Annotated in this window: 21 protein-coding genes; 9 read left to right on the plus strand and 12 right to left on the minus strand. The window is 73.0% G+C overall.

The window, feature by feature from the left end; translation table 11 throughout:
• Positions 1-10 precede the first annotated feature (10 nt).
• Genes ACLBXO_RS19940 through ACLBXO_RS19955 form a run of 4 tightly spaced genes read right to left on the minus strand, consistent with a single transcriptional unit; the run spans position 11 to position 6,148 of the window.
• Entirely contained in the window at positions 11-1,354 is a 1,344-nt protein-coding gene (locus ACLBXO_RS19940; protein ID WP_447686429.1) for a cytochrome c, read from the minus strand.
• Positions 1,351-1,896: a (2Fe-2S)-binding protein gene (locus ACLBXO_RS19945; protein ID WP_012329913.1), complete on the minus strand. Its 546-nt coding sequence runs from the start codon at positions 1,894-1,896 to the stop codon at positions 1,351-1,353. Before ACLBXO_RS19945 ends, ACLBXO_RS19940 begins: the two co-directional genes overlap by 4 nt.
• Positions 1,893-4,745 (minus strand): xanthine dehydrogenase family protein molybdopterin-binding subunit, encoded by a 2,853-nt coding sequence (locus tag ACLBXO_RS19950; protein WP_447686430.1) that lies wholly within the window; start codon positions 4,743-4,745, stop codon positions 1,893-1,895. Before ACLBXO_RS19950 ends, ACLBXO_RS19945 begins: the two co-directional genes overlap by 4 nt.
• Before the next feature lie 11 nt (positions 4,746-4,756).
• Positions 4,757-6,148: a nucleobase:cation symporter-2 family protein gene (locus tag ACLBXO_RS19955; RefSeq protein ID WP_447686431.1), complete on the minus strand. Its 1,392-nt coding sequence runs from the start codon at positions 6,146-6,148 to the stop codon at positions 4,757-4,759.
• 440 nt (positions 6,149-6,588) lie between these two features.
• Between ACLBXO_RS19955 and ACLBXO_RS19960 the strand changes: the two genes are divergently transcribed.
• Complete coding sequence (locus ACLBXO_RS19960) at positions 6,589-7,947, plus strand: 8-oxoguanine deaminase (RefSeq protein WP_331319105.1); 1,359 nt, start codon at positions 6,589-6,591, stop codon at positions 7,945-7,947.
• A 137-nt stretch (positions 7,948-8,084) separates the two neighbouring features.
• Here the strand turns inward: ACLBXO_RS19960 and bhcD are convergent, their stop codons facing one another.
• The 4 genes from bhcD to bhcA all read right to left on the minus strand — a co-directional run bounded on the left by bhcD (position 8,085) and on the right by bhcA (position 12,539).
• Positions 8,085-9,050: an iminosuccinate reductase BhcD gene (gene bhcD, locus ACLBXO_RS19965; RefSeq protein ID WP_447686432.1), complete on the minus strand. Its 966-nt coding sequence runs from the start codon at positions 9,048-9,050 to the stop codon at positions 8,085-8,087.
• Positions 9,051-9,200: 150 nt separating this feature from the next.
• Entirely contained in the window at positions 9,201-10,358 is a 1,158-nt protein-coding gene (gene bhcC / locus ACLBXO_RS19970) for a 3-hydroxy-D-aspartate aldolase BhcC (protein ID WP_447686433.1), read from the minus strand.
• Between the two features lie 19 nt (positions 10,359-10,377).
• Positions 10,378-11,337 carry a beta-hydroxyaspartate dehydratase BhcB gene (gene bhcB, locus ACLBXO_RS19975; protein WP_447686434.1) on the minus strand — a complete coding sequence of 320 codons (960 nt, stop codon included), beginning with the start codon at positions 11,335-11,337 and terminating at the stop codon, positions 10,378-10,380.
• An 11-nt stretch (positions 11,338-11,348) separates the two neighbouring features.
• Complete coding sequence (bhcA, locus tag ACLBXO_RS19980; protein ID WP_447686435.1) at positions 11,349-12,539, minus strand: L-aspartate--glyoxylate aminotransferase BhcA; 1,191 nt, start codon at positions 12,537-12,539, stop codon at positions 11,349-11,351.
• Positions 12,540-12,727: 188 nt separating this feature from the next.
• On the opposite strand from bhcA, the gene bhcR reads away from it, so the two are divergent.
• Positions 12,728-13,576 (plus strand): HTH-type transcriptional regulator BhcR, encoded by an 849-nt coding sequence (gene bhcR / locus ACLBXO_RS19985; RefSeq protein ID WP_447686436.1) that lies wholly within the window; start codon positions 12,728-12,730, stop codon positions 13,574-13,576.
• A gap of 27 nt (positions 13,577-13,603) precedes the next feature.
• On the opposite strand, the gene ACLBXO_RS19990 is transcribed toward bhcR, so the two are convergent.
• Positions 13,604-13,849, minus strand: a complete 246-nt coding sequence (locus ACLBXO_RS19990; RefSeq protein ID WP_447686437.1) for a hypothetical protein — start codon at positions 13,847-13,849, stop codon at positions 13,604-13,606.
• A 237-nt stretch (positions 13,850-14,086) separates the two neighbouring features.
• Between ACLBXO_RS19990 and ACLBXO_RS19995 the strand changes: the two genes are divergently transcribed.
• The 3 genes from ACLBXO_RS19995 (at position 14,087) to ACLBXO_RS20005 (ending at position 19,325) form a co-directional block, all read left to right on the plus strand.
• Positions 14,087-14,734: a hypothetical protein gene (locus tag ACLBXO_RS19995; protein ID WP_447686438.1), complete on the plus strand. Its 648-nt coding sequence runs from the start codon at positions 14,087-14,089 to the stop codon at positions 14,732-14,734.
• Between the two features lie 97 nt (positions 14,735-14,831).
• On the plus strand, positions 14,832-17,144 hold the full coding sequence (locus tag ACLBXO_RS20000; protein ID WP_447686439.1) for a CHASE domain-containing protein: 2,313 nt from the start codon (positions 14,832-14,834) through the stop codon (positions 17,142-17,144).
• Positions 17,145-17,285: 141 nt separating this feature from the next.
• The gene (locus ACLBXO_RS20005) at positions 17,286-19,325 is read left to right on the plus strand and encodes a YgiQ family radical SAM protein (protein ID WP_447686440.1); all 2,040 of its coding nucleotides are present in this window, start codon (positions 17,286-17,288) and stop codon (positions 19,323-19,325) included.
• A gap of 109 nt (positions 19,326-19,434) precedes the next feature.
• Here the strand turns inward: ACLBXO_RS20005 and ACLBXO_RS20010 are convergent, their stop codons facing one another.
• Positions 19,435-20,127: a winged helix-turn-helix transcriptional regulator gene (locus ACLBXO_RS20010; RefSeq protein WP_331318972.1), complete on the minus strand. Its 693-nt coding sequence runs from the start codon at positions 20,125-20,127 to the stop codon at positions 19,435-19,437.
• A gap of 99 nt (positions 20,128-20,226) precedes the next feature.
• Between ACLBXO_RS20010 and ACLBXO_RS20015 the strand changes: the two genes are divergently transcribed.
• The 4 genes from ACLBXO_RS20015 (at position 20,227) to ACLBXO_RS20030 (ending at position 22,657) form a co-directional block, all read left to right on the plus strand.
• Positions 20,227-21,018, plus strand: coding sequence for a VOC family protein (locus ACLBXO_RS20015; protein ID WP_447686441.1), 792 nt, complete (start codon positions 20,227-20,229; stop codon positions 21,016-21,018).
• A 13-nt stretch (positions 21,019-21,031) separates the two neighbouring features.
• Entirely contained in the window at positions 21,032-21,532 is a 501-nt protein-coding gene (locus tag ACLBXO_RS20020; protein WP_447686442.1) for a VOC family protein, read from the plus strand.
• A complete protein-coding gene (locus tag ACLBXO_RS20025) occupies positions 21,525-22,190 on the plus strand; it encodes a dihydrofolate reductase family protein (RefSeq protein WP_331318975.1) in 666 nt (221 codons plus the stop codon). Before ACLBXO_RS20020 ends, ACLBXO_RS20025 begins: the two co-directional genes overlap by 8 nt.
• 128 nt (positions 22,191-22,318) lie before the next feature.
• Positions 22,319-22,657, plus strand: coding sequence for an MmcQ/YjbR family DNA-binding protein (locus ACLBXO_RS20030; RefSeq protein ID WP_331318976.1), 339 nt, complete (start codon positions 22,319-22,321; stop codon positions 22,655-22,657).
• Positions 22,658-22,705: 48 nt separating this feature from the next.
• Here the strand turns inward: ACLBXO_RS20030 and ACLBXO_RS20035 are convergent, their stop codons facing one another.
• Positions 22,706-23,185: a YidB family protein gene (locus ACLBXO_RS20035; RefSeq protein ID WP_447686443.1), complete on the minus strand. Its 480-nt coding sequence runs from the start codon at positions 23,183-23,185 to the stop codon at positions 22,706-22,708.
• Complete coding sequence (locus ACLBXO_RS20040) at positions 23,182-23,700, minus strand: nuclear transport factor 2 family protein (protein WP_447686444.1); 519 nt, start codon at positions 23,698-23,700, stop codon at positions 23,182-23,184. Before ACLBXO_RS20040 ends, ACLBXO_RS20035 begins: the two co-directional genes overlap by 4 nt.
• Position 23,701: the final 1 nt, after the last annotated feature.

Below are 23,701 nucleotides of genomic sequence, written 5' to 3' on the forward strand. Positions count from 1 at the left end.
CCGGCCGCCTTCAGTGCGAAGCGTCGGCCCGCAAACCCGCGCGCTGGCGCGCGACCTCGTCCGGCGTGACCGCCCGACCCTGCCCGCCCCACTCGGCCCGCATCCAGGTCGCGAGGTCGGCGAGCGCCGCGTCGTCGATCAGGGCGGCGAAGGGCGGCATGGCCTCCATCCGCTCGTTGCCCGGGAAGCGCTGCGCCGGGAGCCCGACCAGGATCGCCCGCAGGAGGCCGCCCGCGCCCGCGACCCGCATCGCGGCGTTGCTCCGCAGGGGCACCGAGACGTGGGGGATCCCCTCCCCCGCCCCGCCGTGGCAGCCGGCGCAGAGGCCGGCGTAGCTGGCCCGTCCCCGGGCCGCGACCGCCGCGGGGATCGCCGCGGGGGTGGCGGCGACCGGCGTCTCGGGCTCGGCCGGCAGGGCGTCGCGGTCGAACAGGTAGGCGGAGAGGGCCGTGAGGTCGGCCGCGTCCATGTGCTGCGTCGAGAAATGCACGACGTCGAACATCTGGTGCGTCGCGCCGCCCTGGGCCGAGAGGCCCGTGCGCATGAAGTCGCGCAGGCCGTGCGGGGTGAAGCCCATCCGCGCGAGGCCCGTCGGCGTGATGTCGGGCGCCTCGACGCCCTCGATCGCGGCGCCGCGATAGACGGCGTCCGGGCGCATGGCCTGGATCACGGTGCGCGGCGTGTGGCACTCGCCGCAATGGCCGAGGGCGTCGGCGACGTAGCGGCCCCGGTTCCACAGGGGGGAGCGGCCCGGATCGGGCGCGGCGACCGTGGCCGGCAGGCTCAGGAGGTTCCAGGCCGCCAGGGTCCAGCGCTGGTCGAACGGGAAGGCGAGGGTGTTGGCCCTGTTCTCGACCGCCACCGGCGCGCGGGTCATCAGGTAGGCGTAGAGGGCGTCGACATCCTCCGGCGTCAGGCCGCGATACGACGTGTAGGGCATCGCCGGGTAGAGGTGGCGGCCGCCCGGCGCGATCCCGTCGCGCAGGGCCCGGTGGAAGTCGGCGCGGCTCCAGCCGCCGATGCCCTGCGGGCTCGGCGAGATGTTGGTGGCGTGGATCGTGCCGAAGGGCGTCTCCAGGGGCAGTCCCCCCGCCCAGGGGGCGCCGCCCCGGGCCGTGTGGCAGGCGAAGCAGTCGGCCGCGGCGGCGACCTTGGCGCCGCGGGGGGCGAGGCCGCGCAGGGCCTCCGCGCTCAGCGGGGTCTCGACGTCGCGGCCGACGACGCTGCGCTCCAGGGCGCCGGAGGCGACGAGGCCGGCCGCCGAGACGGCCACCGCGAGGGCCGCGGCCGCGAGCCCGGCGCCGACGCGCCGGGCGGGGGTGGAGAGGGACGGGATCCGCACGGCGCGCCTCACGCGGTCACCAGACCGGGGGTCGCCAGCACGAGGTCGCGCACCGCCTGATGGTAGCGGACGTAGCCGGTGCAGCGGCAGATGTGGCGGTCGAGCGCCTCGGTGACGACCCGCTCGACCTCGTCGCGGCGGATCGGCTCGCGGCGCAGGCGCTCGATCAGCACGCTCGCCCCGGTGACGAAGCCCGGCGTGCAGTAGCCGCACTGGAACGCGAAGTTCTCGATGAAGGCCTGCTGGACCGGCGAGAGCACGACGGTGCCGTCCGGCGCGGTGCGGGCATGGCCCTCGACGGTGCGGATGCTCCGCCCCTCGAACCAGTGGGCGCCGGTGATGCAGGCGCGCATCTCCCGCGGGCCGGCCGCCTCCTCCAGCATCACCGTGCAGGCGTGGCAGATGCCCTGCCCGCAACCCATGCGGCTGCCGGTGAGGCCCAGCCACTCGTGCAGGACGTCGAGCAGGCTCGTGCCGACGGGGACGGGGATCGGACCGACGGCCGCGCCGTTCACGCGGAGCGAGAGGTCCTTGATCTCGATGGCGGCGCTCATGCCAGTGCCTCGCGGATGCGCTCGGGCCGGATGGGGAGTTCGTGGAAGCGGTGGCCGATCGCGTGCGCGACGGCGTTGGCCAGCGCCGGGACGACGGCGATCATCACGACCTCGGCGATGCCCTTGGGCGGATCGGTCTCGGAGAGCGGCGGCAGGATCTCCACCGTCTGGTTCCACGGGGCCACGTCGCGGGCGCGGGGCAGCTCGTAGCGGTTCCAGTTCCACGTGCCGTCGCCGGGGCCGTCCTCGTAGAGGGGCAGCACCTCCTTGAGGGCGTGGCCGATCCCCATGGCGAGGCCGCCCTGCACCTGGCCGGAGACCAGCTCGGGCACGATCTGGCGGCCGCACTCGAGGATCGAGTGGTGGGACAGGATCGTCACGTCGCCGCTGGCGGTGTCGACCGCGACCTCCGCCAGGGTGGCCATCGGCGCGTAGTAGGTCGTGCCGACATTGTTGCGCTGGGTCGGCGGGTAGGAGACCGCCGCCCGGGGCACGAAGTACCAGCCCGCATCCGCCATCAGGGCGCGGCGCTCGGGCGGGGCCCCGGCGCCGTAGCGCACCGACAGGGCGTCGATCGGCAGGCGCGTCCGGCCCGTCCCGGGCAGGTCGAACTCGGCCTCGGCCCATTGCCAGCGGTTGAAGGTGTGGAGGGTCACGCCCACCGGCAGCCCGAGCCGGTGCGCCTCGGCGGCCACCTCCTCCAGGGACAGCGGCGGCAGACCGCCACCGAGCACCCGGCCGTCCACCAGCCGCAGCTCGTCGCGGGCGACCACGTGGTAGGAGGCCAGCGCCCCGCCGCCGCCGCCCCGCGCCCAGAGCGCGCGGGCGGCGGGCCAGACGGCGTGGTCGACGAGGAACCGCGCGGCCGTCCGGGTGGCGTGGCCGAGGTAGTAGGCCGAGTTGGTCGCGCTCATCGGCGAGGTGAAGCGCGGCGTCCAGCGGGGGTTCTGCGCCCGGCGGTCCTCCTCTGCCTGGGGCATCGTGTAGGGCTGGTCGGAGGTCTCGAGGGGCATCTCGGGCCAGCGCACCACGCCGAACGCGGTCTCCGAAGGCACCCGGCCGAGGATCTCGGCCACCATGACCGCCTGCGAGGTGGTGACGCCCGGGCCCATCTCGTGGGCGACGTGGCGCAGGCTCAGGCGGCCCCGCGGGTCGAGCTCCAGAGACGCGACCGCCGCCTCGGCGCCCGTGCCGTAATCCTTGTGCACCTGCGCGAAGCCGACGCCGTAGCGGCGGCCGGGGTGGGCGGCCTCGTAGGCGGCCTTGCGCGCCGCCCGATCCCGCCAGAGCGGGTGCGCGGCGGCCTTCGTCAGGATCTCCGCGTTGCGCAGCGCCCCGGCCGGGACCGCGCCCTGGCTGTTGCGCTGGCCCGAGCGGAGCACGTTGCGCAGGCGCAGCTCGATCGCGTCGATGTCCAGGAGCGCCGCCGCCTCGTCGACCATCATCTCGGTGGCCGACATGGTCTGGAGCGTGCCGAAGCCCCGGGTCGATCCGGCCTCCACGGCCCGCGAGGCCAGGGCGATCGCCTGGAAGTCGCTCTTCGGCAGGTAGTAGATCGACTGCGCCGCGGTGGCGCCGACGAAGGAGACCGCGACGGAGTAGTTGGGGCGCCCGCCGCCGTCGCAGGCGAAGCGCCCGGTCATGGCCCGGAACCGGCCGCTGGCCCGGTCCACCAGCAGGACGTTGTCCATGCGGAAGGCGTGGCGCTTCAGCCCGTTCTGGAACTGCTCGAACCGGTCGTTGGCGAGGCGCACCGGCCGGCCGCCCGCGTAGAGCGCGGCCACGACGCAGAGGAACGGGAAGATGTGGTGGTCCTTCGTCCCGTACCCGACCGTGTAGCCGACCTTGAGGTCGACCTCCCTGAGCGGGAACCGGGACTTCGAGACCAGCGCGGCGGCGGCCTCGGCCACGTCGTAGGGCGACTGCGTCGCCATCATCAGGCGCAGCGTGCCGGTGGCCGGATCGTACCAGACGTTGCCGTTGTCGGCCTCCATGGCCGAGGCGTCCGTCGACTGCGACCGGTAGGTCCGCCGCATCACCAGGGCGTCCGCGCCGGCGCCGTCGATCTCGGCGGCGATGGCGGCCGCCGCCGCCATGCCCCGGGCGAAGGGGCCGTCGTCGCCGGCCTTCGGCCACGCGGGCTCGTCGCCGGAGAAGCCGGCGAAGATCGGGGACTGCTCGAACGGCGAGAACCGGTCGGGCGCGTCCGGCGCGTCGCCCTCGATCCGCACCCAGCGCGAGGCGCCGTAATGGGCCGGCGGCCTGGGACCGGTCTCGGCGCCGTACCGCACGACGTCGTCGGCGAAGCGCAGGGCGCGCTTGGCCGCGGCGAAGCGCGGGAAGTCGGCGTAGATCAGGATCGCCACCGGCTGCCCGAGCAGGCGCGGCGTCTCGCCCTGCGGCACGAGGAACCAGTCGCCGAAGAAGTCGGCGTGCGGGACCGAGACCCCGTCCGCCACCAGATCCTCGTGCCGGACGATCCGGTCCGGCTGCAGGGCGGCCGGGAGCCGCGACAGGTCGAGGCCGGTGAAGCGGCGGTCGGCGCGGGTCGCGGCGACGAGGAAGGCGTGGGCTTGGCCGTCGGGCCAGCCGGCGAGGTCGCGGGCCCGGTAGTCGCGGGAGAAGGTCTTGGCGCCCGTGACCTTGGCGACGGCGTCGAGGCGGTAGCGGGGCCGGCCCGGCGCGGCCCAGGGGAAGCCGGCGGACGGGCCGGTCTCGGCGAGCTGCGCCCGGGCCGGGGGCGCCAGGAAGGAGACCTTCACGGCGACGCCCGCCGCCGCGCCGGCCTTCAGGAAGTGGCGCCGCGAGAGCGCCTTCATGGTCTCGGCCGACACGGCGTCTTTCCTCATGGCGTGTCCCCTCAGGCCCGGTCGAGGGCGGCCGCGTGCGGGAAGGCGGGCTCCGCGTCAGCGACGCGGTGCTCGGCCCCGGCGCCGAGACGGTCCGAGTTCAGCAGCAGGTTGAGGACGATCGCCCCGATGGCGCCGAGGGTGATCCCGCTGTGCAGGATCGGCCCGGCCCAGTCCGGCGCCGTGGCGGCGAAGAGCTTCGGCGCCGCCATCGGGATCAGGCTCAGGCCGATGCTGACCGCGACCACGATCTGGTTGCGGCGATCCCCGAGATCGGCGCCCTCCACGATCTTGAGGCCCGCCGCCGCGACCATGCCGAAGATCACGATGCCGGCGCCGCCGAGCACGGCCGGCGGGATCGACGCCACCGCGAAGGCGACCTTGGGCAGGAGGCTGACGCCCAGGATGATGAAGCCCGCCGCGACCGTGACGTAGCGGCTGCGCACCCGCGTCATGTTCACGAGGCCGACGTTCTGGGAGAACGAGGTGTGCGGGAAGGTGTTGAGGCAGCCCGCGATCAGCGTCGAGAGGGAGTCCGCCATCAGGCCGCGGGTCAGGGTCCGCCTGTCCACCGGGCGCCCGACGATGTCGCCCACCGCCAGGAACATGCCGGTCGACTCGACCAGCGTGACCATCATGACGATGCACATCGCCGCCACGGCCGTCAGGTGGAAGGTCGGCCAGCCGAAGTGGAACGGCGTGACGAGGGCGATGAGCGGGCGCTCGGCCAGCCCGTCGAGACGGAACAGGCCGAGCGGCCAGGCGAGGCACAGGCCCGCGACGAGGCCGATCAGCACGGCGACGTTGGCGACGAAGCCGGTGGCGAAGCGGCTGACCACCAGGATCACCGCCAGCACGAAGGCCGCGACGCCGAGATGGACCGGGGCGCCGAAATCGGGGGCCCCGAAGCCGCCGCCCGCCCAGTTGATCCCGACCGGCAGCAGCGTGACGCCGATGATCAGGATGACCGTGCCGGTGACCAGCGGCGGGAAGAAGCTCGCGAGCCTGGAGAAGAACGGCCGGAGCAGCAGGCCGAACAGACCCGCCCCGATGGTCGCGCCGAAGATGCCCGGCAGGCCGATCGTCGGGTCCTGCGCCATCGCCACCATCGGGCCGACCGCCGCGAAGCTGACGCCCATGATGACCGGCAGGCGGATGCCGAACATCCCCAGGCCGAGGGACTGGATCAGGATCGCGATGCCCGTCACCAGCAGGTCGCAGTTGATCAGGTAGGCGACCGTCTCGGTCGGCAGGTTCATCGCCGCGCCGAGGATGAGCGGCGGCGCTACCGCCCCGGCGCTCATCACGAGCACGTGCTGCATGCCGTAGGCGAGGAGCTTGGGAAGGGGCGGGATCGCGTCGACCGCGTCCACCTCGCGGGTCGTCCTGTCGTGAGACGTCATGGGCGTGTCCTCCGCCAGCCGGGACCTGTCGAGGCGTCGTCCCGTGATGGTGTCGTCAGGGACCCGGCAGCGGTGGCCGGACCTCTTCCGGGTCCGGGCCGCCAGGAGCGGGTGTGGGGCCAGTCGCAGGGCGGGCCGTGGCGGCCCACCCGGGGGCGGGGGAGCGGGCTCTCGGCGGCCGCTCCGGGGTCATGCGCTGCCGACTTGGCTGGCTCTCAAACCTTGCATGGCTGGCCGCGAACGCCATGCCGGGATTTCGGAAGCACTTCGCGAAAAATCGCCAAGGTGAGCGCTCGCGGCTGCCGTATGCTGCGGCCCGCTGACGGCCCCGAGACGGTGCGCCCGGCACGGCGTTCCTGCCGCCAGAGGGCGGCATCTGGCCGTGGCGAGGCGGCGCGGCCCATCCGGCGCGGCCTCCAGGGCGCACCCGGAGAGACGCGATGACCTCCCTGCTGCTGACGAACGCCGACATCCTGGTGACGATGGACGCGCAGCGCCGGGAGATCCCCGGCGGCGCGGTCTACGTGGAGGACAACCGCATCGTCGCCGTCGGCCCCGCCGCCGAGGTGCCGCAGCGGGCCGACACCGTCCTCGACATGCGCGGCCACGCGGTGCTGCCGGGCCTCGTGAACACCCACCACCACATGTACCAGACGCTCACCCGCGCGGTGCCGGCCGCGCAGGACGCCGAGCTGTTCGGCTGGCTGAAGGCGCTCTACCCGATCTGGGCCCGGCTCACGCCGGAGATGGTCCGCGTCTCGACGCAGACCGCGATGGCCGAGCTGATCCTCTCGGGCTGCACCACGTCGAGCGACCACCTCTACATCTACCCGAACGGCTGCCGGCTCGACGATTCGATCGAGGGCGCCGAGGCGATCGGCATGCGCTTCCACGCCGCCCGCGGCGCGATGAGCGTCGGGGAGAGCGCGGGCGGACTCCCGCCGGACTCGGTCGTCGAGGACGAGGCGGCGATCCTCGACGACACGCGCCGGCTGATCGAGCGCTGGCACGATCCGGAGCGCTTCGCCATGCGCCGGATCGTGGTGGCGCCCTGCTCACCGTTCTCGGTGAGCCGCGGCCTGATGCGCGATGCCGCCGAACTGGCCCGGCACTACGGCGTCTCGCTCCACACCCACCTCGCCGAGAACGACGACGACGTCCGCTACAGCCTGGAAAAGTTCGGGATGACCCCGGCGGAGTACGCCGCCGACCTGGGCTGGACGGGCCCCGACGTGTGGCACGCCCACTGCGTCAAGCTCGACCGCGCCGGCATCGCGCTGTTCGGCCGGACCGGGACCGGTGTGGCGCACTGCCCCTGCTCCAACATGCGCCTCGCCTCGGGCATCGCGCCCATCCGGCAGATGCGGTGCGAGGGCGTGCCGGTCGGGCTCGGCGTCGACGGCTCGGCCTCCAACGACGGGTCGCACATGCTGGGCGAGGCGCGGCAGGCCATGCTGCTCGCCCGCGTTGGCTCCGGACCGGGGGCCATGAAGGCGCGGGAGGCGCTGGAGATCGCGACGCTCGGCGGCGCGAAGGTGCTGAACCGGGACGATATCGGCGCCCTGGCCCCCGGCATGGCGGCCGACATCGTCGCCTTCGACCTGCGCGGCCTCGGCATGGCGGGGGCGCTGCACGACCCCGTCGCCGCCCTCACCTTCTGCGCGCCGCAGACGGTGGCCTGGAGCGTCATCAACGGGAAGATCGTGGTGCGGGAGGGCCGCCTGACCACCCTCGACACCGCGGCGCTGGCCGCCCGCCACAACGCCCTCGCGGCGGCCCTGGTGCGCGGCGAGGCGTAGGCCGCCCTACTCATCCTCCGCAGAGGGGCTCGTGGATTCGGACATCGGGGTCGGCGGCGCAGCTTCAGGATCGGGCGCGTCGCGCCCTTCATCGGCGTCAGCGTTCTCGCACCCGTGGGCGGCGCCCGCCGAGCTGGTCAGACATCCACCTCCGTCGCCAGCCCCTTGGCCACCGCGCGGTCGACCGCCACCGCGGCGACCGCGAGGTCCTGCAGCCCGACCCCGGTGCCGTCGAAGACGGTGATCTCGGACTCCGAGACGCGGCCGGGATGATCGCCGTTGATCACTGCCCCGATCTCCACGATGGAATCCGCGGCGAGGAGCCCCCGCGCGACGGCGTGCTGCGCCTCGCCGATGCTGACCGACTGCGCGACCTCGTCGGTGAAGACCGTCGCGCCCGCGAGCAGTTCGGCCTCGACCTCCTGCTTGCCGCGCGTGTCCGTCCCCATGCAGGCGACGTGCGTGCCCGGCCGGACCTGCGCGGCCTTCAGGATCGGCGCGAACGAGGACGTGATCGTCACGACGACGTCGGCCTCGGCCCCGAGCCGGTCGAGGTCCACCGCCTCGAACGGCACGCCGCGCTCCCGCGCCACCGCCTCCATCCGGCCGAACATGCCCGGATGCAGGTTCCATGCGAGGACCCGCTCGAACGGCCGCTGCGCCAGCGCCGCCCGCAGCTGGAACGCCGACTGGTGGCCTGCGCCGATCATGCCGAGCACGCGCGCGTCCTCACGGGCGAGGTGCCGGATGGAGATGGCGCTGGCCGCGGCCGTGCGCAGCGCCGTGAGGAGGTTGCCCCCGACCACGGACCGGCAGCGGCCGGTATCGGCGTCGAACAGGAACACCGTCGACTGGTGGTTGGTCAGGCCCTTCGCGGCGTTGCCGGGCCAGAAGCCGCCGGCCTTGAGGCCGAGCGCGAGGCTGTCACGGTCGAAGCCCGACTTGAAGCCGTAGAGCGCGTCGGCGTGGCCGATGGCTTCCCGGACGACCGGGAAGTTGCCGGCCCGCCGCCGCGCCATGGAGGCGAAGACCTGCTCGACGGCGCCGAAGCACTCCGCCTCGGTCAAGAGCCCGTCGATCGCGTGCTCGGGAACGATGATCATCGCGGATGTGTCCTCGGTTCATGAGCCGGCATGTCGCCTCCGTCATCGCGGGCGGAGCGAGGCGAGCCGGGGCAGCGGGTCCCGTCCAGGCGCGGCGCCTCGCCGGATCGCTGCGCCGCGCTCGCGATGACGGACAGTGTGCAGGGTGCGTCAGTAGGCCTTGCCGCGGGCCGAGACCGGCCAGAGCGTCTCGACCCGGCCGCCGCGCACGCCGACATACCAGTCGTGGACGTTGCAGGTCGGATCGCAGTGGCCTGGCACGAGACGCAGACGGTCGTTGACCTTCAGCTTACCCTCGGGATCCTCGATCACCCCGTGCTCGTCCGAGCACTTGATGTACGTCACGTCGTCGCGGCCGAAGACGAACGGCAGGCCGGAATCGACCGACTGCACCTTCAGACCCGCGTCGCATATCGCCTTGTCGGCCTTGGCGTGGCTCATCACGCTGGTGAGGATGAACAGGGCGTTCTTCCACTCGCCCGCGTCGATGCGCTTGCCGTCCCGGTCACGGATGCGACCGTAATCGGCGTCCATGAAGGCGTAGCTGCCGCATTGCAGCTCGTTGTAGACGCCGGATGCGGCCTCGAAATAGTAGCTGCCGGTGCCACCGCCGCTCACGAGTTCCGGCTCGAGGCCCTCCCGGTTCAGCGCCTCGACGGCGTCGCGCACCTGGGCGATGGCCGCGTCGAGCTTGGCCCGCCGCTCCTCGTAGCCGTCGATGTGCTGCATGGCGCCCTGGTAGGCCTGGAGTCCGGCGAAGCGAAGGTTCGGCGCGGCCGCCACGGCCTTTGCGATCGCCACCACCTCGGGCGTGGTCCTCACGCCGCAGCGGCCGGCGCCGCAATCGATCTCGACGAAGCAGTCGAGCTGCGTGCCGTGCCGCTGCGCCGCCGCCGAGAGGTCGGCGACGTTCGCGACGTCGTCGAGGCAGACGATGATGCGGGCGCCGTGGAGCGGCAGCCGCGCCAGACGGTCGATCTTGCCCGGGTCGCGCACCTGGTTCGAGACCAGGATATCCTTGATGCCCGCGCGGGCGAAGACTTCCGCCTCCGAGACCTTCTGGCAGCAGACGCCGCAGGCGCCGCCGAGGCTCTGCTGGAGCTTCAGGATGTCGACGGACTTGTGCATCTTGCCGTGGGCACGGTGGCGCATCCCGTGCGCCTTCGCGTAGTCGCCCATCTTGCGGATGTTGCCTTCCAGCGCGTCGAGATCGACGATCAGGCAGGGCGTCTGGATCTCGTCCTCGCGCATGCCGGGCAGCGCGGGGACGTCGAAGCCGACTTCCAGATCGGCGGATCGGGCGTTCATGTGCATCGTGGACCTCCCGTTATTGCCAGGGCAGCGCGTCGAGATCGACGTTCCCGCCCGTGATGATCACGCCCACCCGCTTGTTCGCGAAGACGGGGCGGTTCTTCAGCACCGCCGCCAGGGCGACGGCGCTCGACGGCTCCATGACGATCTTCAGCCGCTTCCAGATCAGCTGCATCGCCGCGACGATCTCGGCCTCGGAGACCGTGAGGATATCCGCGACGTGGTGGCGGACGAAGTGCCAAGTGAGGTCCTTCAGCGGCACCTTGAGCCCGTCCGCGACCGTCACCGGCGCGTCGTCGGCGATGATCCGACCGGCCTTCAGGCTGCGATGGGCGTCGTCGGCCTGCTCGGGCTCTGCCGCGTAGACCGCGATCTGCGGGGCGAGCCCGGCGAGCGTCAGGCAGGTGCCCGACACCATGCCGCCGCCGCCGATCGGGGCGATCACCGCGTCGAGACCCGGGACCTGCGCGATCAGCTCGCGGGCGCAGGTCGCCTGCCCGGCGATGACCCGGGGATCGTTGTAGGGGTGCACGAACTCCGCGCCGGTCTCGGCGACCACCTCGGCGAAGACCGCCTCGCGGGAGGAGGTGGACGGCTCGCACTCCACCACCCGGCCGCCGTAGCCGCGCACGGCGTCCTTCTTCGCCTGGGGCGCGGTGCGCGGCATCACCACCGTGCAGGGGATGCCGCGCCGGCCCGCCGCGTAGGACAGGCAGGTACCGTGATTGCCGGAGGAGTGGGTCGCCACCCCCCGCGCGGCCTGCGCGTCGGTGAGGCTGAAGACGGCGTTCGAGGCGCCCCGCGCCTTGAAGGCGCCGGCCTTCTGCAGGTTCTCGCACTTGAAGAACAGCCGTGCGCCGGCCGCTTCGTCGATGATCCGCGAGGTCAGCACCGGCGTCTCGTGGATGTAGGGCCGGATGCGCTCGTGGGCGGCCAGGACGTCGTCGAGGGTGGGCGTGATCAGGGCGCTGTCCATGGCGCTCTCCCTCAGGCGGCCGCGCGCAGGCCGGCGGCCGGGCCGCGGCGGTACACCGCCTGCGCGGCCGCGACCCCCGATCCCAGCTCGATGCGCAGGCCGAGATCGGCCATCGCCATCTCGGCCGCGGCGATCCCCGACAGCGCCATCACGTCCGTCAGGCTGCCGAGATGGCCGATGCGGAAGACCTTCCCGGCGACCTCGCCGAGGCCGACCCCGAAGGCGACGTCGTAGTGGCGCGCCGCGTGGGTGACGATCCGGGTCGCGTCGAAGCCCTCCGGGGTGCGGATCGCGCTCACCGTGTCCGAGTAGAGGTCCGGGCGCGCGGCGCAGAGCTCCAGGCCCCAGGCGGCGACGGCGGCGCGGATCCCGTCCGCGATGCGGCGGTGCCGGGCGAAGACGGTGTCGAGCCCCTCGGCCAGCAGCAGTTCCGTCGACAGCTTCAGGCCGTTCAGGAGCCCGACCGCCGGCGTGTAGGGATAGGCGCCGTTCGGGTAGCCCTTCGCCATGTCGCGGATGTCGAAATAGGTCCGCGGCAGCGTGGCCGTCGCCGTGGCGGCCATGGCCTTGGGCGAGAACGCCACGATAGCGAGGCCCGCGGGCAGCATGAAGCCCTTCTGCGAGCCGGTCACGGCGACATCGACGCCCCACGCGTCCATGCGGAAATCCATCGAGGCGATCGAGCTGACGCCGTCGACCAGCAGCAGGGCCGGGTGGTTGCTGGCATCCAGCGCGCGGCGCACGGCGGCGACGTCCGAGCGGACACCGGTCGCCGTCTCGTTGTGCGTGACCAGCACGGCCCGGATACGGTGCGCGGTGTCGGCCGCGAGGGCCTCGGCGAAGCGGTCCGCCGGAAGCCCCTCGCCCCACGGGGCCTCGATCACCCGGACATCGAGGCCGTGGCGGCGGGACATGTCGATCCAGCGGTGGCTGAACATGCCGTGGCGCGCCGCCAGCACCGCGTCGCCGGCGCTGAGCGTGTTGGAGAGCGCGGTCTCCCAACCGCCCGTCGCCGTCGAAGGGAAGATGAACACCTCGGCGTCATCGCTCTTCAGGACCTTCTTCACGCCGGCGAGGGCCGGATGAAGGATCTGCGCGAAGAGCGGCGACCGGTGATCCAGAGTCGGCATGTCGGCCGCGCGGCGAAGCACTTCCGGCATATTGGTCGGACCGGGAATGAAGACGGGATTCTGTGCGAACATCGGCGGCGCTCTCCTCCAATACGGGAACGATAGCACCGCCGGAACCGGTTTGATATTTTCTTGAAAAACTTTTTCAGCGATGCGTGGAGCGCGAAAAGACGCGACCCGGCAGGGCTTTACCTTTTTCCGTTGTGAGAAAAAATTTTTCACCCTACGGAGTGGCCGGGATCGGCGAGGGTGGGGACGCCATGGATTCGGGAAGTCGGCGCCGCGGGAGGCCGAAGGGGTTCGGCGGCGCCAAGCCCGCGGCGACCATCCAGGCGCTCGACCGCGCCCTCGACGTCCTCGACGTCCTGGCGGGCGGCGACGGGCTGACGCTGTCGGAATTGGCCGGCCGGCTCGAGCAATCGGTCGCGACGATGCACCGGGTGCTCGCGACGCTCGAGCGCCGTGGCCTCGTCGAGATCAGCGCCGACAAGCAGGAGTGGCACGTCGGCGCGGAGGCCTACCGGCTCGGATCGGCGTTCCTGCGCCGCCACAACGTCGTCGAGCGGAGCCGGTCGATGATGTGGACGCTGATGCAGGAGACCGGCGAGACCTCCAATCTCGGCGTCGAGAAGGACGGCAACGTCCTGTTCGTCAGCCAGGTGGAGACCCACGAGACGATCCGCGCCTTCTTCCCCCCGGGCTCCCTGTCGCCGCTGCACGCGTCGGGCATCGGGAAGGCGCTGCTGAGCACCTACGCGCCGGCACGGACCGAGCGCCTGTTCCGGGGGAAGACCTTCGCGCGGTTCACCGACAAGACCATCGGCTCGATGGAGGGGCTGCGCGACGACGTCGAGGCGACCCGCCGCCGGGGCTACGCGATCGACGACGAGGAGCGGAGCATCGGGATGCGCTGTGTCGCCGCCCCGATCCTCAACGTCCACGGCGAGGCCATCGCGGGGATCTCGGTGTCGGGGCCGACGCACCGGCTGTCCGACGAGAAGCTGCGCGCGATCGGCGAGCGGGTGCGAAAGGGCGCCGCCGCGGTCTCGCGCGCCCTCGGCGCGCCCGCAAAGGCGATCACCGCGCCGGACGAGGCCGGCCGGGACTGATCCGGCGAGCCCCCGGCGCGGCGCGCCCTAGCGCGGGGGATGCGGGCGCCGCGGATCGACGGTTCCGATCGCCGACGCGGGCCTGCCGTCAGCGTCGAGGACACCGGCGCGCCCGGCCGGCGCGGTCCGCAGATCCGCGGGCGTCGCGCGGCCCTGGAGACCGCCGGGCGCCGTGACGGCCGGGATGCCGGCGGGGGCGGTGAAGCTCTGCGCCAGGGCGGGCCCGGACAGGCCGATTCCGATCACGGCGCCGATCAGAAGACGAGAGGTCATGGCGGAGGTCCAGCGTTGATCCGTCGCCGGGATCATCCCGGCCGCGTTACCCCGCGATGTGGGAGCCGCGAACCCGCGGTCCAACAGGCGGGACGGACCCCCGTGCGCCCGCGCACGGGACCGCGCCGACCCGCGGTCCTGCGTCCCCGCGCAAGGCCGCCGTAACCGTGGCGGGCGAAATCCCGGAACGGTAAAGCCGAGCTTCGAGTTGAGGGGCGGCTGAATCGGGGGCCATCCGTGAGACTGTCACTCCTCGCACCGCTCGGGCTGCTGCTCGTCGTCTGCCCGCACGCGTCCGGGGCGCAGGGTCTCCGGGACCCGCAAGGGGTTCAGGGCGTCCAGGGCGTCCGGAGCGCCGAGGACGTGCGGGATGTCCGGGACCTGCCCGCCGCGACCGTCGAGCCGGGCGAGCCCCGCCCGGGGCCGCCCCCGCCGCTCCCGGATATCTCGGACCCGAACGGCCGGGCCGGCGAGGCCCTGAACGAGCCCGGCGAGCGCTCCGGCATCCCGAAGGCCCTGCGCTCCTCCGGGGCGAAGGCGGGCGGGCCGGCCAACGATCTGAACCCGAGCGGGAAGGCCGAGGCCCCGGCACCGCCGAAGGGCGACCTGGGCCGGGTCATCGCCGGCAAGGAGCTGTTCCACGGCAATTACTGCGGCACGGGGCAGCGCGGTGAGGGGCTGCCGCCGACCGACGCCCTCGACGCGGCGTGCATGCGCCACGACGCCTGCTACGACGCGGCGGGATACCGTTCGTGCGGCTGCGACGCGGCGCTGAAGCGCGAGGCCTCCGCCGTCTCGGACAGCCCGGACGCGGCGCTGGAAGTGCGGCGCCGGGCGCTCAGCGTGATCGAGGCCGCGTCGGCGATGGAGTGCCGCGCGCCCTGAGCGCGCCGCGCAGAACCGCCCCTGTGACGCCACCATAGCCTTGCATCCCGGGGCAGGCCCGCGTCGCTGGGCCGCTGTCGAAGTCCGGTCTCGCCCTTTGCCCCACCTCTCCTCATCGCAGGGTCCTGTCGCGACCGCGGCCCGCCGCGGGGCGGGCGCGGCGCGGTGGATCGCGCCCGCGATCCTGGCCGCCGGCCTGCTGGCGACCGGGCTGAGCACCGCCCTCACGTGGCAGGCGGCGGCGCTGCGCGACCGCCTGACCTTCGAGCACGCCACCGAGATCGAGCTGCGCACGGTCGAGGACCAGTTCCGCACCTACACGGCCCTGCTGCGCGGCGCCGCCGGCCTGTTCGCCGCCGAGGGCGACACGGTCACGCTGGCCCAGTTCCGGGCCTACGTGCAGCGGATCGAGCTGCAGCGCCTCTATCCCGGCTTCCTCGGCATCGGCTTCACGCCGACCCTGCCCGCCGCCGCGCGCGAGTCGTTCGCCGCGCGGGCCGCGGCCCTGGGCGTCGAGAATGCCCGGGTGCGCCCGCCGACCGACAACCCGATGATCAGCCCGGTCCTGTTCGCCGAGCCGCCGAACCCGCGCAACCTCGCCGCCATCGGCTACGACGTGATGTCGGACCCGGTGCGGCGTGACATGGTGGAGCGCGCCCGCGACACGGGCCGGCCGGCCGCCTCGGCGCGGATCCAGCTCGTCCAGGAGATCGACGCGAACAAGCAGGCGGGCTTCCTCGTGGCCATGCCTGTCTATGCCGGCGGCGCCGTCCCGCCGGACCTCGAGGCGCGGCGGCAGCGCTTCCTGGGCTTCGTCTTCGGCGCCTTCCGGGCGGACGACCTGTTCAACAGCATCGTGGCGGCGGAGGCCGAGGAGGACGCGGCCTTCGCCATCTACGACGGCGCACCGAGCGAGGCGACCCTGCTGCACCGCTCGGCGCGGGCCTCCGCGGCGGGGGCCGGGCGCCTCACCCGCGAGGCGCATCTCGAGCTCGGCGGCCGCACCTGGACCGTCGCGTTCGCGCAGCGCGTCTCGCCCCGGCGCGGCTCGGCGCTGCCGGAGATCTGGCTCGTCTGCGGCGGCGGCCTGTTCGCCACTGCCCTCCTGGCCTTCGCGGCCTACCGGCAGCGCCGCACGCAGGACGAGATTCGCCAGCTCAACGCGTCGCTGGAGGTCCGCGTCGAGGAGCGGACGCGCGATCTCCAGTCGGCGGCAGACCGGCTGCGGCAGGCCGGAGAGGAGCGGGCGCGCATGGAGGAGGCGCTGCGCCAGTCGCAGAAGATGGAGGCGGTGGGCCAGCTCACAGGCGGGCTGGCGCACGACTTCAACAACCTGCTGGCGGGCATCTCGGGCTCGCTGGAGCTGATCGAGGCCCGGATCAACCAGGGCCGGTCGAAGGATGTCGGCAAGTACATCGCCGCCGCCCAGGGCGCCGCCCGGCGGGCCGCGGCGCTGACCCACCGCCTGCTCGCGTTCTCGCGCCGCCAGACGCTGGCGCCCAAGGCCATCGACGCCGACCGGCTGGTCCGCGGGATGCTCGACCTGATCCAGCGCACGGTCGGGCCGGGCGTCGAGGTGCGGCACGTCGGTGCGGACGGGCTCTGGGCCGCCCTGGCGGACCCGTCCCAGCTGGAGAACGCGCTCCTGAACCTCTGCATCAACGCGCGGGACGCGATGCCGGAGGGCGGCCGGATCACCATCGAGACGGACAACCGCTGGATCGATCGGCAGCAGGCCGAGGCGCAGGACATGCCGGAGGGGCCGTACCTGTCGCTCTGCGTGTCCGACACCGGCACCGGCATGCCGCCGGAGATTGTCGCCCGGGCGTTCGACCCGTTCTTCACCACCAAGCCGATGGGCGAGGGCACGGGCCTCGGCCTGTCGATGATCTACGGCTTCGCCAAGCAGTCGGGCGGTCAGGTCCGGATCACCTCGACGGTCGGCCAGGGTACGACCGTGTGCATCTACCTGCCGCGGCACTTCGGAGAGGCGGACGCGGACGGGCCCGACCCGGGCAGAGGCCGGATGGCGCCGGCCGAGGCGGGCGAGACCGTGCTGATCGTGGACGACGAGCCGACGGTGCGCATGCTGGTGACGGACGTGCTGAGCGACCTCGGCTACACGGCGATCGAGGCCGCGGACGGCGCGGGCGGGCTCAGCGTGCTGCAGTCGGGCGCCCGGATCGACCTGCTCGTCACGGATGTCGGCCTGCCCGGCGGCATGAACGGGCGCCAGATGGCGGACGCCGCGCGGGTCGGCCGACCGGACCTGAGGGTGCTGTTCATCACCGGCTTCGCCGAGACCGCGCTGCCGGGCGACGGGCGTCTCGAGCCCGGTATGGCCGTGCTGACCAAGCCCTTCGCCGTGGAGGCCCTGGCCGCCCGCATCCGCGAGATGATCGCGCGCTGAACGCGGCGGGCATCGGCGGCCCACGGGCGCTCCCGGACCTGCGCCGGATCGGCGCAGGGCGACCTCGGGCGGCACGGCCGCGGCCACCGCCGCCCTGCCATTCGTTGAGATCGCGGCCCCGGAGGCCTATGCAGGGACACCATGGACCTGCAAGCGACCGCCGACCGCCCTCTGGCGCCCCCCGTCCGCACGCCGTCGCCGCGCGGGCCTGCGGCGCCGTTCCTGCCCATGAGCCGCACCGAGATGGCGGCGCTCGGGTGGGATTCCTGCGACATTGTTCTGGTGACGGGTGACGCCTACGTGGACCACCCGAGCTTCGGCATGGCCATCATCGGCCGGCTGCTCGAAGCGCAGGGGTTCCGGGTCGGCATCATCGCCCAGCCCGATTGGCACTCGGCGGAGCCGTTCAAGGCGCTCGGCAAGCCGAACCTGTTCTTCGGCGTCACCGGCGGCAACCTCGATTCGATGGTGAACCGCTACACGGCGGACCGGCGGCTGCGCCACGACGACGCCTACACGGCCGGCGGCGAGGGCGGCCGGCGCCCGGACCGCTGCACCATCGTCTACACGCAGCGCTGCCGCGAGGCCTTCAAGGACGTGCCGGTCGTGCTCGGCGGCATCGAGGCGTCGCTGCGCCGGATCGCCCACTACGACTACTGGTCCGACAAGGTGCGCCGCTCGATCCTGGCGGACGCCAAGGCGGACCTGCTGATCTACGGCAACGCCGAGCGCGCCGTGGTCGAGGTGGCGAACCGCCTCGCGGCCGGCGAGGCGCCGCACCAGCTCGACGCGATCCGGGGCGTCGCCCTGTTCCGCCGTGTGCCGGCCCACTACACCGAGCTGCCCGCCGACGACCTCGATTCGACGGACGAGGCCGCCACACGCCGGGCCGGCGAGACCGTGATCCGGCTCCCCGCCTACGACGAGGTCAAGGACGACAAGGAGGCCTATGCCCGCGCCTCGCGCGTGCTGCACCGGGAGGCCAATCCCGGCAACGCGCGCCCGCTCGTCCAGCGCCACGGCGACCGCGACCTGTGGCTCAACCCGCCGCCGATCCCGCTGAGCAGCGACGAGATGGACGCGGTCTACGACCTGCCCTACGCCCGCGCCCCGCACCCGTCCTACGGCGACGCGAAGATCCCCGCCTGGGACATGATCAAGTTCTCGGTGACGATCATGCGCGGCTGCTTCGGCGGCTGCACCTTCTGCTCGATCACCGAGCACGAGGGCCGCGTCATCCAGAACCGCTCGGAGGGCTCGATCCTGCGCGAGATCGAGCGGATCCGCGACAAGACCCCGGGCTTCACGGGCGTGATCTCGGATGTCGGCGGGCCGACGGCGAACATGTACCGGATGGCCTGCAAGGATCCGAAGATCGAGGCGGCCTGCCGGCTTCCGTCCTGCGTCTTCCCGGACGTCTGCCCGAACCTGAACACCTCGCACGACGACCTGATCCGGCTCTACCGCAAGGTCCGCGAGGTGAAGGGCGTCAAGAAGGTGATGGTCGCCTCCGGCGTGCGCTACGACCTCGCGGTGAAGAGCCCCGAATACATCAAGGAACTCGTCACCCACCACGTCGGCGGCCGCCTGAAGATCGCGCCCGAGCACACCGAGCGCGGCCCCCTCGACAAGATGATGAAGCCGGGAATCGGCACCTACGACCGGTTCAAGGAGATGTTCGACGCCGCCGCCAAGGAGGCGGGGAAGAAGTACTACCTGATCCCGTACTTCATCGCGGCTCATCCGGGCACGACCGACGAGGACATGATGCACCTCGCGCTCTGGCTCAAGAAGAACAACTACCGCGCCGACCAGGTCCAGACCTTCCTGCCCTCGCCGATGGCGACCGCCACGGCGATGTACCACACCGAGATCAACACGCTGCGGGGCGTGAAGCGCGGCGGCAGCGAGTCGGTCGAGGCGATCAAGGGCCTGCGCCAGCGCCGGCTGCACAAGGCGTTCCTGCGCTACCACGACCCCGAGAACTGGCCGCTGCTGCGCGAGGCGCTGCGGGAGATGGGCCGTGCCGATCTCATCGGGCCGCGGCCGGACCAACTCGTGCCGTTCTCGCAGCCGCCGGGAACCGGCGCCGGTGCGGGCCGGACGGGCGGCCAGCCGCGACCCCGCTACACGGGCGGCGGCCAGCGCTTCACCACGAAGGGCGTGCCGCTGCGCAAGTGACGGCCCGGCGCGCCGGGCCTCCATGAATCCTGCCCCGACCCGGCACGCCCCCCGGCGCGCCGTCGGGGACCGTTCCTGCGCCACCCGCGCGAGCCGCGGGACGGGCGCGTCAGCCCGCTTTGATCGGCAGGGTGAAGAGGTCGATGAAGGACCGCGCCAGGTCGACCGGTCCCGCGACGGCGAGCGTGCCGCCGGCGCCATCCCGGTCCAGGGGCGCCTTGCCGTAGATCGTGCGGCGCATCGCCATCGTGTCGCCGGTGAAGGCGAGATCGGGCGCCTCCGCGACGCCCCGGCGCACGCGGATCCCGCCGCCGGCCACCGTCGCGACGAAATTCTCGCCGGGGAAGTGGAACGCGACCGTCGCCGACAGCGCCGCCGCCCGCCCGCGGTCGATGAGGGCCTCGAGCGACATCATGGCCGACGCCGCCGACATGAACAGGCTCGGGTCGTGCCGCGGCGAGCGGGCGGCCCACCGGCCCAGGTCGCGCATCAGGGGCGCGGCCTCGCGGCCCCACTCGGTGAGATCGTAGACCTGCACGTTGGCCGGCGACGGCAGCCGGTAGCGCAGGGCGATGCCCACCGCCTCCAGGCTCTCCAGGCGCTGCGTCAGCACGTTCGCGCTGATCCCCGGCAGGTTCGCCCGGATCTCGCCGAAGCGCCGGGGGCCGTAGACCAGCTCCCGCATGATCAGCAGCGACCAGCGCTCGCCGATGAACTCCAGCGCGAGGGCCGTGCCGCAGGCATCGTCGTACAGGCGCTCGCGCGCTCCGGACGCCCGTTCGGTTATTTTTTCTGACTTCATGGTTGCATTGTGTAACCGAGGATGCGAGCCTGGGCAAAGCGGAGCCTTAGGGGGCGCCGCGCAGCGGCCGTAGCGCCGATTGTCACGGAGGAGCGCCCGATGCCACCCGCCGAGGGGACCCCCATCTGGTTCGAGCTGAACGCGGCCGACCCGGACGCCGCGCAGGCCTTCTACGAGCCGGTCGCCGGCTGGCGCGTCGCGCCGTCGCCGATGCCCGAGCACGGCGGCTACCGGATCGCGGAGGCCGACGGGGCGCCCGTGGCCGGGATCCGGCGGCCGATGCCCGAGGCGCCCGGCCTTCCGGGCTGGGCCATCTACCTCGCGACGCGGGACGTCGACGCCCTGGTGGCCCGCGCGGTCGATCTCGGCGGCGCGATTCGGTTCGGACCCGTCGACATCCCCCATGTCGGCCGCTTCGCCATGGTGAGCGACCCGCAGGGCGCGGTCTTCGCCGCGATGGACCCGGCCCATCCCAGGGAGAGCCGGGCCTTCGGGCCGGTGCCGCTCGGGACCGAGCAGACCCGCGGCCACGGCGTCTGGATCGAGCTCGCGACCCCCGACCCCGCGGCGGCCATCGCCTTCTACGGGGCGCTCCTCGGCTGGGAGAAGCTCGGCGCCATGCCGATGGGCGAGATGGGCGAGTACGCCTTCATCGGGCGGGGCGATCTGCGCCCCGGCGCGGTGATGTCGAGCGCGGCCACCGGCGCGCCGGCGCGTTGGAACTGGTACATCCACGTCGCCGACATCGACGCCGCGTTCGCGACGGTCCGGGACAGGGGCGGCAGGGTCCTCCAGGGGCCCGACCCGATCCCCGGCGGCAGCTACGCGGCCAACATCGCCGATCCGGGGGGCCACCAGCTCGGCCTCGCCGGCCCGCGGCAAGCCGCGTGAGGAGCGTCCGGCCATGACGAGCGACAAGCTGACGACCTGCCTGTGGTTCGACCGCGGCGAGGCCCGCAAGGCCGCGGAGTTCTACGCCGCGACCTTCCCCGACAGCCATGTCGGCGCACCCATGAACGCCCCCGCGGATTTCCCCGGCGGGTCCGCGGGCGACGAACTCACGGTCGCGTTCACGGTCCTCGGCCGGCCGTTCGTCGGCCTGAACGGCGGCCCCGCCTTCCGGGCCAACCAGGCGGTCAGCTTCATGGTGCTGACCGACGATCAGGCGGAGACCGACCGGTACTGGGACGCCATCGTGGGCCACGGCGGCGCGGAGAGCGCGTGCGGCTGGTGCACCGACCGCTGGGGCTTCTCCTGGCAGATCACACCGCGCGCGCTCCTGCACGCGAACAGCCACCCCGACCGGGCCGCGGCCCGGCGCGCGTTCGAGGCCATGATGACCATGCGCCGGATCGACATCGCCCGGATCGAGGCCGCCCTCCGCGGAGACTCCGCCCATGCGTGAGATCACCGGCTCCCTCTTCCAGTCCCTCGACGGCGTGATCCAGGCACCGGGCGGTCCGGAGGAGGATCAGACCGGCTTCGCGCACGGCGGCTGGACCTTCCCGTACTTCGACGCGTCGCTCGCCGGGCCGATGGGCAAGCTGCTGGGAGGCGATTACGAGCTGCTGCTCGGCCGGCGAACCTACGAGATCTTCGCCGCCTACTGGCCGCACAACGCCGACCAGCCGATCGGCGCGACCTTCAACGCGATCCGCAAGCATGTCGTGACCGCGTCCGACCAAGCGCTCGGCTGGACCAACAGCCACCGTCTCGCCGGCGATCCCGTCGCGGCGGTCGCGCGCCTCAAGGAGAGTGACGGACCCGACCTCCTCATCCAGGGCAGCAGCATGCTCTACCCGGCGCTGCTCCCGGCGGGCCTGGTCGACCGGATCGTCCTGATCACCTTCCCGGTCATGCTCGGCCGCGGGAAGCGCTGGTACGCGGACGACCCGGCGGCGGCCCGCACCTGGACGCTGGTCGAGCAGAGCCACTCGCCGAAGGGCGTCCACGTCGCGGTGCTCGCACGGGACGGGGCGGTCCAGACCGGCAGTTTCGCCAGCAAACCCCCGAGCGCGGACGAGCTCGCGCTCCGCGCGCGCCAGGCGGCGGGCCGCTGGTAGAGTATCGCTCAGGGGGCGACGGGCCGGCCCTCGAGCCAGCGCCCTCGGGCGAGGGTGCCGGAGGCAGCGGGTCCGTTCGGATACCGGCCGCGGTTCCGCGAGCGCCGGACCGGGGGAGGAGGCTCGCGATGGGCGTCGATATCGCGCGCGTGAGGGCGCTCATCGCGACGTTGGAGGCGGTGACCTCCGCCCCCCACTTCCATAGGACGGCCTTCCGGACGCCGCGCAAGACCTTCGCGACGCTGGACGCGGTCGCCCACGACATCAACCTGATGTTCGACCCGGACCTGCGCGACTTCTTCTGCGAGCAGGTGCCGGCGGCGTTCAGCCCCGTTCCGGGCGGCTGGGGCCGGATGGGCGCGACGCGGTGCGACCTCGCGATCGTCGACGAGGCGACCCTGATGTCGGCCCTGACGGCGGCCCACCGGCTCGCCGCGCCGAAGCCGCGCACGCCCCGCCGACCGTGACGGTCCCGGCCCACGGGGCCGGGCCGGGATCCGTCCGCCGGCCTGACCTCAGGCCGGGATCCGTCCGTCGGGCGTGTAGCGGTCGACGGCCCTGGGGAGCTCGCGGGACAGCCGGGAGAGCAGCTCATCGCGGGACAGTCCCGTCCGCTGGGTGAGGGCCGCGAGGACGTCGGGTCCGATCGCCTGCTCCAGGTGGTGCGGCGCGATCTCCTGGTTCGGTCCCGGGTTGACCCAGGACTGGGCGGCCGCCCCGTGACCGGCCTGCTGGAAGCGGTCCAGCATCTCGCCGAGGCCGCTGTGCAGGAACCCGCCGGGAGCCTCGCCGCGCCGGTCGCCCAGCAGGCCGCCGAGGAGACCGCCCAGGCCGGCACCGGAGCCGCCGCTGGAGCCACCCGCCGGGCCGCCGGGGCCCGCGGGCGCGGTCTGACCGGCGCCGCCCAGCAGGTCCGCGAGCTTGTCGCGATTCTGGTAGCCTGCCAGGGCGAGAAGGCCCAGGAGCGCCGTCATCGAGGGGTAGCCATCACTCATGGTTCGTCTCCCGCTGCGGGCAGCGGGCCCGCGCCCGTTCGCCACGCGACGCCAACCAACGCGCACGGACCCGGTTGCGATGCGGGCGGCCCCGCCGTGGCCGGCGCGGCCGCATCGCGAACGGCCCTAGCCCGCCGCGGCACCGACGGGTTGTCGACACCGATCGGGTAGGTGCCGTGCCCCGCCCGGACGCGGCCATCCTCGAAGACGAGCACCTCGCTGACGCTCACGCCTGTCTGGTTGCGATACTGGATCACCAGCGTGTCGATGCCCGCGAAGACCTGCTCCACCGTGAAGCGGAGATCCGGGATGCGCCGCAGGGCCTCCGTCCAGTAGGCGCGCAGGTCATCCTTGCCCCGCACCGTTCCGCCCGAAGCGGGGACGATGCGCGCGGCGCCCGGCGAGGTGAACACGACGTCGTCGTGGAAGTGGGTCAGCACCCGCTCGACATCGTGCGCGTTCCAGGCGGCGCACCACGCGTCGGCGAATGCGGCCCAGTCGAGGGCGTGCGACATC

The sequence above is a fragment of the Methylobacterium sp. C33D genome (genome assembly GCF_053345825.1).